At 71.7% G+C, this 14,115-nt stretch carries 14 protein-coding genes; 9 read left to right on the top strand and 5 right to left on the bottom strand.

Going from position 1 to position 14,115, the window contains the following annotated elements; genetic code table 11:
* Window positions 1-44 precede the first annotated feature (44 nt).
* Window positions 45-590 carry a hypothetical protein gene (locus ACQP09_RS08645; RefSeq protein ID WP_433406523.1) on the bottom strand — a complete coding sequence of 182 codons (546 nt, stop codon included), beginning with the start codon at window positions 588-590 and terminating at the stop codon, window positions 45-47.
* A gap of 147 nt (window positions 591-737) precedes the next feature.
* On the opposite strand from ACQP09_RS08645, the gene ACQP09_RS08650 reads away from it, so the two are divergent.
* Window positions 738-1,553, top strand: a complete 816-nt coding sequence (locus ACQP09_RS08650; protein WP_433397303.1) for a serine hydrolase domain-containing protein — start codon at window positions 738-740, stop codon at window positions 1,551-1,553.
* Window positions 1,554-1,699: 146 nt separating this feature from the next.
* Here ACQP09_RS08650 and ACQP09_RS08655 read toward each other — a convergent pair whose 3' ends face one another.
* Entirely contained in the window at window positions 1,700-1,918 is a 219-nt protein-coding gene (locus ACQP09_RS08655) for a GlyGly-CTERM sorting domain-containing protein (RefSeq protein ID WP_433397304.1), read from the bottom strand.
* Window positions 1,919-2,004: 86 nt separating this feature from the next.
* Window positions 2,005-2,661 (bottom strand): pirin family protein, encoded by a 657-nt coding sequence (locus ACQP09_RS08660; protein WP_433397306.1) that lies wholly within the window; start codon window positions 2,659-2,661, stop codon window positions 2,005-2,007.
* Between the two features lie 120 nt (window positions 2,662-2,781).
* Here ACQP09_RS08660 and ACQP09_RS08665 point away from each other — a divergent pair, with 120 nt between their 5' ends.
* The 5 genes from ACQP09_RS08665 (at window position 2,782) to fabF (ending at window position 7,691) form a co-directional block, all read left to right on the top strand.
* Complete coding sequence (locus ACQP09_RS08665; protein WP_433397308.1) at window positions 2,782-3,990, top strand: PucR family transcriptional regulator; 1,209 nt, start codon at window positions 2,782-2,784, stop codon at window positions 3,988-3,990.
* Window positions 3,991-4,079: 89 nt separating this feature from the next.
* Entirely contained in the window at window positions 4,080-4,997 is a 918-nt protein-coding gene (locus tag ACQP09_RS08670; RefSeq protein ID WP_432148391.1) for an ACP S-malonyltransferase, read from the top strand.
* Between the two features lie 11 nt (window positions 4,998-5,008).
* Entirely contained in the window at window positions 5,009-6,040 is a 1,032-nt protein-coding gene (locus ACQP09_RS08675) for a ketoacyl-ACP synthase III (RefSeq protein WP_433397310.1), read from the top strand.
* Between the two features lie 63 nt (window positions 6,041-6,103).
* Window positions 6,104-6,352, top strand: coding sequence for an acyl carrier protein (locus ACQP09_RS08680; protein ID WP_014045780.1), 249 nt, complete (start codon window positions 6,104-6,106; stop codon window positions 6,350-6,352).
* A gap of 76 nt (window positions 6,353-6,428) precedes the next feature.
* On the top strand, window positions 6,429-7,691 hold the full coding sequence (fabF, locus tag ACQP09_RS08685) for a beta-ketoacyl-ACP synthase II (RefSeq protein ID WP_433397312.1): 1,263 nt from the start codon (window positions 6,429-6,431) through the stop codon (window positions 7,689-7,691).
* Between the two features lie 110 nt (window positions 7,692-7,801).
* On the opposite strand, the gene ACQP09_RS08690 is transcribed toward fabF, so the two are convergent.
* Window positions 7,802-8,296: a DUF3145 domain-containing protein gene (locus tag ACQP09_RS08690; RefSeq protein ID WP_015608304.1), complete on the bottom strand. Its 495-nt coding sequence runs from the start codon at window positions 8,294-8,296 to the stop codon at window positions 7,802-7,804.
* Between the two features lie 387 nt (window positions 8,297-8,683).
* Between ACQP09_RS08690 and ACQP09_RS08695 the strand changes: the two genes are divergently transcribed.
* Window positions 8,684-9,613 (top strand): SGNH/GDSL hydrolase family protein, encoded by a 930-nt coding sequence (locus ACQP09_RS08695; RefSeq protein ID WP_433397315.1) that lies wholly within the window; start codon window positions 8,684-8,686, stop codon window positions 9,611-9,613.
* 138 nt (window positions 9,614-9,751) lie between these two features.
* The gene (locus tag ACQP09_RS08700; RefSeq protein WP_433397317.1) at window positions 9,752-10,885 is read left to right on the top strand and encodes an amidinotransferase; all 1,134 of its coding nucleotides are present in this window, start codon (window positions 9,752-9,754) and stop codon (window positions 10,883-10,885) included.
* On the opposite strand, the gene ACQP09_RS08705 is transcribed toward ACQP09_RS08700, so the two are convergent.
* Window positions 10,873-13,353 (bottom strand): glycoside hydrolase family 3 protein, encoded by a 2,481-nt coding sequence (locus ACQP09_RS08705; protein ID WP_433397318.1) that lies wholly within the window; start codon window positions 13,351-13,353, stop codon window positions 10,873-10,875. The genes ACQP09_RS08700 and ACQP09_RS08705 overlap by 13 nt on opposite strands.
* A 171-nt stretch (window positions 13,354-13,524) precedes the next feature.
* Between ACQP09_RS08705 and ACQP09_RS08710 the strand changes: the two genes are divergently transcribed.
* Window positions 13,525-14,103: a TetR/AcrR family transcriptional regulator gene (locus tag ACQP09_RS08710; protein ID WP_433397320.1), complete on the top strand. Its 579-nt coding sequence runs from the start codon at window positions 13,525-13,527 to the stop codon at window positions 14,101-14,103.
* The last annotated feature ends 12 nt before the right edge of the window (window positions 14,104-14,115 follow it).

The following is a 14,115-nucleotide window of genomic DNA, read 5'->3' on the forward strand; positions in this document are numbered from 1 at the left end:
ACGCTAAATCCTTGGAGTGCACTCGAAGCAAGCGGAAAAGGTGCTCAGAGCTCTTCCTCGGCCCGGGTGAGGGCGTCGGTGATCAGGCGGGTGGCGAACTCCTGGTCCTCGGCGATGCGGTTGATGTGCTCCGCGAGCAGGAAGCAGGTGGCCTCCAGCGGGGTCATCTCCGCCTCCGTCCACTCCCCGTACTGCTGGCGCCACAGGCTCGGGCTCAGGCCGGTGCCGGCGGCGATGACCAGACCCGCCATGGTGGGGATCGCCTCCGGCCGGATGCTCCGGGTCATCACGCGCATCGAGGCCACGAGCGGAGGGACCACGTACTCGATGACGTCCTTGTCGTGCTCCTCGTGCGCCTGCCGTAGCCAGGTCATGTACATGTAGATGAGGGTGCAGGCGCCGTCCAGCAGGTCATGGACGCTGCGCGGGCCCATCGAGCTGGTGAAGTGCTCCATCAGCTCGCGCTGTTCGGCCCTGTCCTCACTTTCGCTCGTCCCCTCGTAGATGCTCCTGAGCCGGGAGTCGATCATCAGCAGCGCGGCGCCCACATCGCCGGCGGGAGCGTGCTGGGGGCCGCAGGGCGATGACATGGTTGACACGGGAGGCCTCCTCGTCCGGCTGCGGTGCGCAGCGCTTCGCCTCCGCACAGTAGTCGGCTCAGGGGGCGGGAGTTGGTGACTTCGTCACCTTTCGGACGCGGTGCGGGTGCCGCCCGCGCGAACGTTAGGCTCGGGGCCATGGAGAGCTTGCGGATCATCGACACCTGGCCCGTCCCGACCGCGGCGGCCGCCGTCGTACGGGCGGACGGCACCGTCCTCGGTACGCACGGGCCGACCGCCCACCGCTTCCCCCTCGCCTCGGTCACCAAGCCGCTCGCGGCCTACGCGGCGCTGGTGGCGTACGAGGAGGGGGCGGTCGAGCTGGACGAGCCGGCCGGGCCCGAAGGCTCCACGGTCCGCCACCTCCTGGCGCACACCAGCGGCCTCGCGTTCGACGAGCACCGGGTGACGGCTCCGCCCGGCGAGCGCCGCCTCTACTCCAACGCGGGCTTCGAGGTGCTGGGCGACCACATCGCGAAGGCGTCGGGCATTCCGTTCGGGGAGTATCTGCGCCAGGCGGTCCTGGAGCCGCTGGCCATGACGTCCACGACCCTGGACGGCTCGCCCGCCCGCGACGGCGTCTCCACCGTGGACGACCTCGCCCGCTTCGCCGCCGAGGTCCAGGCCCCGCGTCTGCTCGACCCCCGTACGGTTCTCGAAGCCCAGAGCGTGGTCCACCCGGGCCTCAAGGGCGTCCTGCCGGGCTACGGCCACCAGAGCCCGAACGACTGGGGCCTCGGCTTCGAGATCCGCGACGCCAAGTCCCCGCACTGGACGGGTGCTTCCTCCTCCCCGGCGACCTTCGGCCACTTCGGCCAGTCGGGCACGTTCCTGTGGATCGACCCGGTGGCCGGGGTGGCCTGCGTGGCGCTGACGGACCGGGCCTTCGGACCGTGGGCGGCGGAGGCGTGGACGCCGTTCACGGACGCGGTCCTGGCGGAGGTCGCGGGCTGACCGGGCGCGCCCGCCCGCCGCGCCACTCGGTACCGCCGGTGACGGCATTGGCCGGAATCAGCCCCCGCCCGCCACCGTCGGACCCATCACGCCTGATCGCGAACGGCACGGCGGCCGTGCGGTGTTCCGCCGTCTCCACGCGTACGTCAGCCCTGGTCGGCAGCCGCCCGTTTCCGCCGCCGCCTGACCAACGCGACGACCAGGAACACCGCAGCCAGCGCTCCCATCGCCCCGCCGTAGACCCGGGTGTGGACCGGGTACCCGGAACTCGCCGCGTCCCAGACGCCGACGATCGCCACCAGCGCGAGGAATGCGGGCGTATCGACGAATCCCCGCCTCCTGGCCGCGCTCGAACCATCGCTCACCGGCTCCACCCTCCCCGTCGCCCCGCCCCGACTCCTCGGCCTCATCATCGCCGACGGCCGCAGAAGGGGGGAACTCCTCCAGGCCCTCAGCGCAGCTCCCAGACCAGCAGCTCCGCCGCCTCCCCGACCGCGGCCGCCTCCAGCCCGTCCGCACCCGTGATCCGGGCCGCGTCCCCCGGGCCCAACTCCTCACCGTGCACGGCGACTCGGCCTCGTACCACATGCACATACAGGCGCACCGCGTCCGGCAGCGCCGTGCGCTCACCCCCGGCCAGGCGGCGCACGTGCAGCATCGCACCGGCCGCGGGCACGGCGTACGGGGTCGAGTCGGCGATGCCGGGAACGACCGTGTACGAGGGTTCGCCGCCCGACTCCAAGGGAGCCAGCCACACCTGAAGGAACGTCAACGGGGCCTCCCCGTCGTTGCGTTCGACGTGGCGGACTCCGGCGGCGGCGCTGAGGTGGGCCAGGTCTCCGGCCCGTACGACGGTGGAGTGACCCGCCGAGTCGCGGTGGGTCAGCTCGCCCTCGACGACCCAGGTGAGGATCTCCGTATGGCTGTGCGGGTGCTCGTCGAAGCCCGCACCGGCGGCGAGGCGCTCCTCGTTGCAGGCCAGGACAGGGCCGAAGCGGAGGTTTTCGGGGTCGTAGAAGGAGCCGAAGGAGAGCGCGTGCCGGGTCTCGATGCCGGCGTCCGGCTCGCCGCCCCGGTAGCGGTCCTCGGACCCGTGTACGGAAATCACCCGGCCACGGTAGCCCGGCCCTCCGCACCCCACCGGCCCCAGGCACCCCGTACCCACCGGTAGCCCGCACCCTCGCCCCGCCCCACCGATCCACCGGCCCGATAAGGCAGTCTTGTCCTCGTGCCCCGACCCGATCCTGAGCATCCTGAGCATTCCGCCGCCCACGACGCCCATCTGCATGCCGCGACCCTGAAACGGCTGGAGCAGTCATCCGGCCGGCTGGCCGCGAACGCGATTGCCCGCATGGACGAATCGCTGCCGTGGTACCGGGCGATGCCCCCGGAGAACCGGTCCTGGATCGGCCTGGTCGCCCAGGCCGGTATCGCGGCGTTCACCGAGTGGTTCCGGCATCCGGAGACCCCGCAGGCCATCTCGACCGATGTGTTCGGCACGGCCCCGCGTGAGCTGACCCGGGCGATCACGCTGCGGCAGACCGTCGAGATGGTGCGGACGACGATCGAGGTCATGGAGGCCGCGATCGAGGAGGTGGCCGCGCCGGGCGACGAGTCCGTACTGCGCGAGGCGCTGCTCGTCTACGCGCGGGAGATCGCCTTCGCCACCGCCCAGGTCTACGCCCAGGCCGCCGAGGCCCGGGGCGCCTGGGACGCCCGGCTGGAGTCGCTGGTGGTGAACGCGGTGCTCTCCGGTGAGGCGGACGAAGGGGCCGTGTCCCGGGCCGCCGCGCTCGGCTGGAACTCGCCCGAGCACGTCTGCGTCATCCTCGGCACCGCGCCCGACGGCGACAGCGAGCTGACCGTGGAGGCGATCCGGCGAGCCGCCCGCCACGCCAAGCTCCAGGTCCTCACCGGCGTACTCGGCAACCGGCTCGTCGTCATCGCGGGCGGCAGCGACAACCCGCTCCAGGTCGCGAAGGGCCTGATCGGGCCGTACGCGGCCGGGCCGGTCGTCGCCGGACCCGTCGTGCCGGACCTGCTGGCGGCCACCCGGTCCGCACAGGCCGCGGCGGCCGGGCTGAAGGCCTGCCTCGCATGGCAGGACGCGCCGCGCCCGGTGCTGGCGGACGATCTCCTGCCCGAGCGCGCGATGGCCGGGGACCCTGCCGCGCGGGACCAGTTGGTGGAGGAGATCTACAGACCGCTGGAGGAAGCCGGTTCGGCGCTGCTGGAAACGCTGAGTGTCTATCTGGAGCAGGCGAGCAGTCTGGAGGGGGCGGCGCGGATGCTTTTCGTCCACCCCAACACCGTGCGCTACCGGCTACGACGTGTGACCGACGTCACCGGCTGGTCACCCTCCGATGTCCGCTCCGCGTTCACCCTGCGGATCGCCCTCATCCTGGGGCGCTTGGCCGCGACGGATCCTCAGTCCTAGACTTTTGTCGGACTTCAACAATTCCCCTGACGGTTCTTCGTCCCTGTCCCCACCGGCGTACGGGGCCGTCCACAAGAGAGAGTGTGAGGGTGCTCGTACTCGTCGCTCCCGGCCAAGGCGCTCAGACGCCCGGCTTCCTGACTCCCTGGCTCGACCTCCCCGGTGCCGCCGACCGCATCGCGGCCTGGTCCGACGCCATCGGGCTCGACCTTGCCCACTACGGCACACAGGCCGACGCGGACGAGATCCGCGACACGGCCGTCGCCCAGCCGCTCCTCGTCGCCGCCGGACTGCTCTCGGCCGCCGCTCTGGATGCCGCTTCACCTGACGTCGTCGCGGGTCACAGCGTCGGTGAGATCACCGCCGCCGCGATCGCCGGTGTCATCGACGACGAGGCGGCGCTCCGCTTCGTCCGGACGCGGGGGCTCGGCATGGCCGAGGCCGCCGCGGTCACCGAGACCGGTATGGCGGCCCTGCTCGGCGGCGACCCCGCCGTGACGGTCCCGCACCTGGAGAAGCTCGGCCTGACCCCCGCCAACGTCAACGGCGGCGGCCAGATCGTCGCCGCCGGCACCGCGGCCCAGATCGCCGCCCTGGAGGCCGACAAGCCCGAGGGTGTACGCCGGGTCGTCGCGCTGAAGGTCGCCGGCGCGTTCCACACGCACCACATGGCCCCGGCCGTGGAGAAGCTGCGCGCGGCCGTCGGGGACCTCACGGTCACCGACCCGGTCGTGCGGTACGTGTCCAACGCCGACGGCCACACCGTCGCCACCGGCACCGAGGTCATCGCCCGGCTGGTCGGCCAGGTCGCCAACCCGGTCCGCTGGGACCTGTGCATGGAGACCTTCCAGGAGCTCGGCGTGACCGCGCTGGTCGAGCTGAGCCCCGGCGGCACCCTCACCGGACTCGCCAAGCGGGCGCTGCCCGGTGTGAAGACGCTCGCGCTCAAGACCCCCGACGACCTCGACGCCGCCCGCGCGCTCATCTCCGAGCACGCAGGCGCCTAAGGAGCCCGAGCATGTCGAAGATCAAGCCCAGCAAGGGCGCCCCGTACGCGTGCATCCTCGGGGTCGGCGGCTACCGCCCGACCCGGGTCGTGCCGAACGAGGTGATCCTCGAGACGATCGACTCCTCCGACGAGTGGATCCGCTCCCGCTCCGGCATCGTCACCCGCCACTGGGCCTCCGAGGAGGAGACCGTGGCCATGATGTCGATCGAGGCGTCCGGCAAGGCCATCGCCGACGCGGGCATCGACCCCGAGCAGATCGGCGCGGTCGTCGTCTCGACCGTCTCGCACTTCAAGCAGACCCCGGCCGTCGCCACCGAGATCGCCCACAAGATCGGCTCGGGCAAGCCCGCCGCCTTCGACATCTCGGCCGGCTGCGCGGGCTTCGGATACGGCCTGACCCTCGCCAAGGGCATGATCGTCGAGGGCTCGGCGGAGTACGTCCTCGTCATCGGCGTGGAGCGGCTCAGCGACCTGACCGACCTGGAGGACCGCGCGACGGCCTTCCTCTTCGGTGACGGCGCGGGCGCGGTCGTCGTCGGCCCCTCGCAGGAGCCGGCCATCGGCCCGACCGTGTGGGGCTCCGAGGGTGACAAGTCCGAGACCATCAAGCAGACGGTGTCCTGGAACGAGCTGCACATCGGCGACGTCTCCCGGCTGCCGCTCGACTCCAAGGGCGAGATCAAGTTCCCGGCCATCACGCAGGAGGGCCAGGCGGTCTTCCGCTGGGCCGTCTACGAGATGGCGAAGGTCGCCCAGCAGGCGCTGGACGCGGCCGGGATCTCGTCCGAGGACCTGGACGTCTTCATTCCGCACCAGGCCAACATGCGGATCATCGACTCGATGGTGAAGACCCTGAAGCTGCCGGAACACGTCACGGTCGCCCGTGACATCGAGTCCACCGGCAACACGTCCGCCGCCTCGATCCCGCTCGCGATGGAGCGGCTCCTGGCGACCGGTCAGGCGAAGAGCGGCGACACCGCGCTCGTCATCGGCTTCGGGGCGGGTCTCGTCTACGCCGCGACGGTCGTTACCCTCCCCTAGGCACACCGGACCTTTTGGTCCGTCACCACGAACCCTGAAGAAACCCACCGAAGGAGCGCCAAGATGGCCGCCACGCAGGAAGAGATCGTCACCGGTCTCGCCGAGATCGTCAACGAGATCGCCGGGATCCCGGTCGAGGACGTCCAGCTGGACAAGTCCTTCACCGACGACCTGGACGTCGACTCGCTGTCCATGGTCGAGGTCGTCGTCGCCGCCGAGGAGCGCTTCGACGTCAAGATCCCCGACGAGGACGTCAAGAACCTCAAGACGGTCGGCGACGCCGCCGACTACATCCTGAAGCACCAGGGCTGATCCCAGCCCGGCTGTGTCGCCACCCGGCGGTGGCGCCGCTGATTCACGACCCTCTACACGTGGAGAAGATTTTCCAGTGAACTCGACCAATCGCACCGTGGTCGTCACCGGTATCGGCGCAACCACTCCGCTGGGTGGCGACTCCGCATCGACCTGGGAAGGTCTGATGGCCGGCCGGTCCGGCGTCAAGCCTCTCGAAGGCGAGCGTTTCGCCGAACTGCCCGTCCGGATCGCCGCCCTCGCGGCCGTCGACCCGAACGACGTACTGCCCCGCCCGCTCGCCCGCAAGCTGGACCGCTCGGCGCAGTTCGCGCTGATCGCGGCCCGCGAGGCGTGGGCCGACGCGGGCTTCACCGCCAAGGCAGGCGAGGACGAGTCCATCGCCCCCGAGCGGCTCGGCTCGGTCATCGCCTCCGGCATCGGCGGCGTGATCACCCTGCTCGACCAGTACGACGTGCTGAAGGAGAAGGGCGTACGCCGCGTCTCCCCGCACACCGTTCCCATGCTCATGCCCAACGGCCCGGCGGCCAACGTCGGCCTGGAGGTCAACGCCCAGGCCGGTGTCCACACGCCGGTCTCCGCCTGCGCGTCCGGCGCCGAGGCCATCGGGTACGCCGTCGAGATGATCCGCACCGGCCGGGCCGACGTGGTCGTGGCCGGCGGCACCGAGGCGGCGATCCACCCGCTGCCGATCGCGGCGTTCGCCAACATGATGGCGATGTCGAAGAGCAACGACGAGCCGGAGAAGGCCTCGCGCCCGTACGACACCGGCCGGGACGGCTTCGTCCTCGGTGAGGGCGCGGGCGTCGTCATCCTGGAGTCGGCCGAGCACGCCGCCAAGCGCGGCGCCAAGGTCTACTGCGAGGTGCTGGGCCAGGGCCTGTCGGCCGACGCCCACCACATCGCGCAGCCCGAGCCGAGCGGCCGGGGCATCGCCGCCGCCATGCAGAACCTGCTGGACTCCAGCGACCTCAAGCCGTCCGAGGTGGTTCACCTCAACGCGCACGCCACGTCGACGCCGCAGGGTGACATCGCGGAGATCAAGGCGCTGCGGAAGGTGCTGGGCGACGACCTGGACCATGTCACGATCTCGGCGACGAAGTCGATGACGGGCCACCTGCTGGGTGGCGCGGGCGGTATCGAGACGGTCGCCACCGTGCTCGCGCTGCACCACCGGATCGCTCCGCCGACCATCAACGTCGACGAGCTGGACGAGGCGATCGACGCGGACATCGTGCGCGGTGAGCCCCGGGTGCTGCCCGAGGGGCCGATCGCGGCGATCAACAACTCGTTCGGGTTCGGCGGGCACAACGTGGTGCTGGCGTTCCGGTCCGTGTAGCCCTGCGTTTTACGGGTGAAGCCCGCTTCCCGATGGTCGGGAGGCGGGCTTCCGCACGTTCAAGCCCCTCCGGCGATTGAGGGGCGGGGTCCGGGGCAGAGCCCCGGCGGTCAGACGACCTGGTGCAGCCAGCGGACAGGTGCGCCCTCGCCCGCGTGGCGGAAGGACTCCAGCTCGTCGTCCCAGGGCTTGCCCAGGAGGGAGGCGATCTCCACCTCCAGGTCGCTCTCGCCGCGCGTCGAGCGGGCCAGGGCCGCGCGCAGGCGGTCCTCGGGGATCAGGATGTCACCGTGCATGCCGGTGACGGCGTGGAAGATGCCGAGGCCGGGGGTGGAGCTGTAGCGTTCGCCCTCGGCGGTGGGGCACGGCTCGGCGGTCACCTCGAAGCGGAGCAGGTCCCAGCCGCGCAGGGCGGAGGCGAGCTGCGACGCGGTGCCGGCGCGGCCCTTCCAGGAGAACTCGGACCGCCAGGTGCCGGGCGCGGCCGGCTGTCTGATCCAGTCCAGCTGGACCCGCACACCGAGGACGCCCGCCACTGCCCACTCGACATGTGGGCACAGCGCGCGCGGGGCGGAGTGAACGTACAGGACTCCACGTGTCGTCACCGGAACCTCCCATGTGGGACGAGGTACGCCTTCCCCAGCGGCCTCGCGGCCGTACCGTCTCTTTCCGGATCATCTTTTTCCGGCCAGGACCCGAGGTTGTCATCAGTAAACAGCATCGGGAGTTAATCTCCTGAAAAGGGACAGTGTGTGACGTGACGTAATGTACCGGAGCCACCCGCCGTGACGAGGTGGGGAACGGTGCCACTGGTTCGACGGGGAAAAGCTACCGTGCGCGGGGGCCGTCCGTGTGACGTACCGTCGGTCCGGCCCCCCTGATTCGCCGGCTTTCACCCGGCAGGGCGCGCACGGCCACGACCTGGGGATCGTGGGCTTGCCGGGGGCATGTCCAGCGGCATAAACCAGGGGTTGACCGGAGGGGAACGACGGATGACGGAGCGTACGACACGCCCACGGATGCGCCGCCGGGTCGCGGGGGCGGCGGCGCTCGCTTTCGTCGCCGTCGCGGCGCTGGCCGGATGCAGTGGCGAGAGCTCAGGTGACGGCGTGTCACGGAACGCGCCCACCGCCTCGTCCTCGCCGACCCCATCGCCCTCCCCCGCCTCCGGCTGGAACCCGAAGCCCGGGTCCATAGCAGCCGTCGGCGACTCCATCACCCGGGGCTTCGACGCCTGCTCGATGCTGGCGGACTGCCCCGAGGTGTCCTGGGCCACCGGCACCGACAGCCTGGTGCGGAGTCTCGCCGTCCGGCTGCTGGGTACGACGGAGGTCGCGGACCGGAGCTGGAACCACGCGGTGTCGGGCGCCCGGATGGTCCAGTTGCCGGAGCAGATGGCGCTGGCGGCGAAGGAGCGGCCGGAGCTGGTCACCGTGATGATGGGCGCGAACGACGCCTGCCGGGACTCGGTGCGGCTGATGACGCCCGTCGCGGACTTCCGGGCGTCGTTCGAGGCGTCGATGCGGCAGCTGCGGGCCGGGGCGCCGAAGGCGCAGGTGTACGTGGCCAGCGTGCCGGACCTGAAGCGGCTCTGGTCGACCGGGCGGCTGGACGAGGGGGCCAAGAGGATCTGGAGCCTCGGCGTCTGCCGGTCCATGCTGGCGGACGCGGACGACCTGGGGCCGGCGGCCGTCGCGCGGCGGGACGAGGTGCGGGACCGGGTGGTGGCGTACAACGAGGTGCTGCGGGACGTCTGCGCGAAGGACCGGCGCTGCCGGTACGACGGCGGCGCGGTCTTCGACTTCCGCTTCACCGGGACCCAGCTCAGCCCGTGGGACTGGTTCCACCCCAGCCGCGACGGCCAGGCCCGGCTGGCGGAGATCGCCTACCGCACCGTCACGGCCGCCGAACCGCCCGCGTAGGGCCCTGTGCGTAGAACCCCCCGCGTAGGACCCCGCGCGTAGAACCCCCGCGTAGGACCCGACGGGTGGCGGGACCCCGCTCTCCCCCTTCACCATGGGGAGCGTGACGTGCCCGTCGGCGACCGAGGGTGGTTGATCATGACGACAGTGGAGCAGAGCCCCGGTGTGCCGGACGCCGAGGACACCGCCCCGCTCGTCTCACCGGTCCGTTCCCACAACGAGTGGGACCCGCTGGAGGAGATCGTCGTCGGGCGGCTCGACGACGCCACGATCCCTTCCGGCCATCCCGTCGTCTCCTGCAACATCCCGCCGTGGGCGGCCCGCTTCCAGGGGCTCGCCGCCGGCTACAAGTACCCGCGCCGGCTGATCGAGCCCGCACAGCAGGAGCTGGACGGGTTCGTCTCGCTGCTCCACTCCCTCGGCATCACCGTCACCCGTCCGGACGCGGTCGACCACCGGAAGCGGTTCGCCACCCCGGACTGGTCCTCGCGCGGCTTCTGCAACACCTGCCCGCGCGACAGCATGCTGGTCATCGGCGACGAGATCATCGAGACCCCGATGGCGTGGCCGTGCCGGTACTTCGAGACGCACTCCTACCGCCGGATCCTCAAGGACTACTTCCGGCGCGGGGCCCGCTGGACCGCCGCGCCGAAACCGCAGCTGACGGACGAGCTCTTCGAGCCGGATTTCCGTACGCCCGGGGCCGACGAGCCCATGCGGTACATCCTCACCGAGTTCGAGCCGGTCTTCGACGCGGCGGATTTCGTCCGCGCCGGACGCGATCTCTTCGTGACGCGCTCCAACGTCACCAACGGCATGGGCATCGAGTGGCTGCGCCGCCACCTCGGACCCGGCTACCGCATCCACGAGATCGAGAGCCGCTGCCGTACACCCATGCACATCGACACGACGTTCCTCGTGCTCGCGCCCGGCAAGGCGCTGGTCAACCCCGATTACATCGACGTCGACCGGCTGCCCGCCGTCCTGGACTCCTGGGACATCCTGGTCGCGCCCGAGCCCGAACCGGTCAAGGACCTCGTGCTCCGGACGACCTCGATGTGCGGCAAGTGGCTCAGCATGAACATCCTCATGGTCGACGAGAAGCGGGTCATCGCGGAGCGCCACCACACCGGGATGCTGCGCGCGCTGGAGCGGTGGGGCTTCGAGCCGATCCCGTGCGACCTGATGCACTACGCGCCGTTCGGCGGCTCCTTCCACTGCGCGACGCTCGATGTGCGGCGGCGCGGGACGCTGGAGTCCTACTTCGGCTGATCGCCGGTGATCTCCACCGTCGCCGTGGCCCGGACGTCCGCCAGGGAGCGGGCCGCCTGGATCCCGTACGTGCCGGGGACGGTCGTCCAGCCGTACGTCTCCTCGTCCCAGACCTGGTACGCGCGGCGCTCGACGGGGACCGTGACCTCCACGCTCTCGCCGGGGCCCGCCGTGACCCGCGCGAAGCCGGCGAGCCAGCGGGCCGGGCGCTCGGGGGCTCCCGGGACGGGCTCGGGGGCCAGGTAGATCTGGACGGTGTCGCTGCCGGAGCGGGCGCCCGTGTTGCGGACGCGCACGGTGGCCGACTCCGGGGTGGCAGTGACGGCGTCGTACTCCCAGGTGGTGTAGCCGAGGCCGTGGCCGAAGGCGTACGCGGGTGTGGTGCCCGCCTGCTCCCAGGCGCGGTAGCCGATGAAGACGCCTTCGCTGTACGGGAGTTCGCCGCCGGTGGGCGTGGTGGCGGAGACCGGGACGTCGGCCAGGGTGACGGGCCAGGTGGTGGGGAGGCGGCCGCCCGGCTCCTCCTGCCCGCGCAGTACGTCGGCGAGTGCGTGGCCCGCCTCCTGGCCCGGGAACCAGGTCAGCAGGATCGCGGCGACCTCGTCGCGCCAGGGCAGCTCGACCGGGGAGCCGGAGTTGACGATGACGACCGTACGGGGGTTGGCGGCGGCGACCGCGTGGACCAGGGCGTCCTGGTGGCCGGGGAGCTTCAGGTCGGTGCGGTCGAAGCCTTCGGACTCGACGCGTTCGGTGGTGCCGACGACGACGATCGCGGTGTCCGCGCCGCGGGCCGCCTCGACGGCCTCGGCGATCAGCTCGTCCGGGTCGCGGAGCGGGGCGAGGTGGACGAGCGAGAAGGCGACGCCCTTGAGCGGGTGGCCGGTGGCAGGGCCGGGGCGGTGGCTCAGGGAGACCCGGACCGGAGCGCCTTCGGTGAGCGGGAGGCGGCCGCGTTCGACCGGCTCGTTGAAGAAGGCGCCGAGCGGGTCGGTGCCGGGGGCGCGGTCCTGGGTACCGTCGAAGAGCGGGCGGTCGTCGACGGTGAGCGCGAAGGAGCCGGTGCCGCGGGTGCCGAAGGTGTGCTCGCCGCTCTCGCGCGGGGTGAAGGTGCCGGTGATCTCGACGGTGTCCAGGGTGTCGTGGGTGACGCCTTCGGGCAGGTCGGCGCCGATCCACTGAATCTGGCCGCTGGGCAGCGGGACGGTGGCGAGAACGGTCCCGGAGGCGTCGCGGCAGACGGCTGTGAGGTCGAACCCGGCCTCGGCGATGGCCAGTTCGTCGCTCGGGTCGGCGCCGACCGCGTACGTCAGCGCGCCCTCGGGAAGAGCGGCCGCCAGTCCGTCGAGCGGCGGGACCACATGGTCCGGGAAGACCAGCGCCGAGCCGCCGCCGAGCACGCGGGCGTCCCGGGCCAGCGCGCCGGAGAGGGCGACGGTGGTGTTGGGCGCCAGGGGGAGGACACCGGCTTCGTTGCGTACGAGCACGAAGGAGCGGCGGGCGATCTCGCGGGCCAGCGCCTCGCCGTCCACGGGCGCGGGCAGGTCGGCGGGGTCCACGGCGGGCGGGGCGGGGTCCAGGGCGCCGGTGCGGGCGGCGAGCAGCAGGACGTTCCGTACGGCGATGTCGACGATCTTCTCGTCCACCTCGCCCGCTCGGACGGCTTCGGCCAGCGCCTCGCCGTAGACCGTGCGCGGGCCGGGCATCGCGGCGTCCAGGCCGCCGGTGATCGCGCCGACGGTGGTCCGGGCGGCGAGCCAGTCGGAGACGATGAAGCCGTCGAAGCCCCATTCGCCGCGCAGCACCGCGTTCTGGAGGTAGCGGTGCTCGGTCATCGTGGAGCCGTTGACCTGGTTGTAGGCGGCCATGATGCCCCAGGGGTGGGCGTTCCTGACGATCCGCTCGAAGGGCGCGAGGTAGAGCTCGCGCAGCGGGCGCGGGGCGACGACGTTGTTGACGGTGAAGCGGTCGGTCTCGGCGTCGTTGGCGACGAAGTGCTTGACGGTGGTGCCGACGCCGCCGTCCTGGACGCCTTGCACGTAACCGGTGCCGATCTCGCCGGTGAGGTAGGGGTCCTCGCTGTACGCCTCGAAGTGGCGGCCGCCGAGCGGGGTGCGGTGCAGGTTGACCGTGGGGGCGAGCAGCACGTGGACGCCCTTGCGGCGGGCCTCCTGAGCGAGCAGGCGGCCCGCGCGCCGGGCCAGCTCCGGGTCCCAGGTGGCGGCGAGCGCGGTGGGCGAGGGCAGCGCGATGGAAGGGTCGGCGGCGGTCCAGCGGACGCCCCGGACACCGATCGGGCCGTCCGACATCACCAGGGAGCGCAGCCCGATCGCGGGCAGGGCGGGCAGCGACCACAGGTCCTGACCGGCCAGGAGGCGCGCCTTGTCGTCGAGGCCGAGCGCGGCGAGGGCCGTGTCGACGGCGGTCCGACGGAGGGCTTCGGAGTTGCTGGTGCTGGATGCGGCTGCCACGGCCGTACCTCCTGGTCGAGTCCGGTGGAGGTCTCCATGGTGTCGCGGTGACCGGTAAAGCGGTAGGTTTTGTTATCTCTTCGTTACGTTGATGAGCGCGGGTCCGGCGATGACGTACGGTCCAGGTGGGCGCGGCCGACGTGGGGCCGGGCGGCACGGAAGGGGCCGGTGATGGCACGGGCCAGGAGCGAGGAGCGGCGGGCCGAGATCCTGCGGGCCACCCTCGAAGTGATCGCCGAGCGCGGCTACCGGGGCGCGACGCTGGGGGCGGTGGCCGAGCGGGTGGGGCTGACCCAGCAGGGGCTGCTGCACTACTTTCCGACGAAGGAAGCGCTGCTGGTGGCGGTGCTGGAGGACCGGGACCGCTGGGACACCGGCGGCCGGGGCAGTACCGACGGGGCCTGGCGGCTGGAGCTGCTCGGCTCGCTGGTGGAGTACAACGCGATGCGGCCGGTGATCGTGCGGACCTTCTCGGCGCTGCTCGGCGAGAGCGTGACGGAGGACCACCCGGCCCGGGAGTTCTTCACCCGCCGCTACACCCAGGTCCGGGCGGGCATGGCGGCCACTCTGCGCGCCGAGTACGGCGACACGCTGCCGGGCGGGCTGAGCCCGGAGCGGGCGGCGGTGGTGCTGGTGGCGGTGATGGACGGGCTGCAGTACCAGTGGCTGCTGGACCCGGAGGCGGTGGACATGCCGGAGGCGTTCGGGGACTTCCTGGGGCTGTTGCGGGGTCCCGGGGAACCCTCGTAGAGCTTTGAGGAC

This window comes from Streptomyces sp. CA-146814 (assembly GCF_050942385.1).
GTDB lineage: Bacteria > Actinomycetota > Actinomycetes > Streptomycetales > Streptomycetaceae > Streptomyces.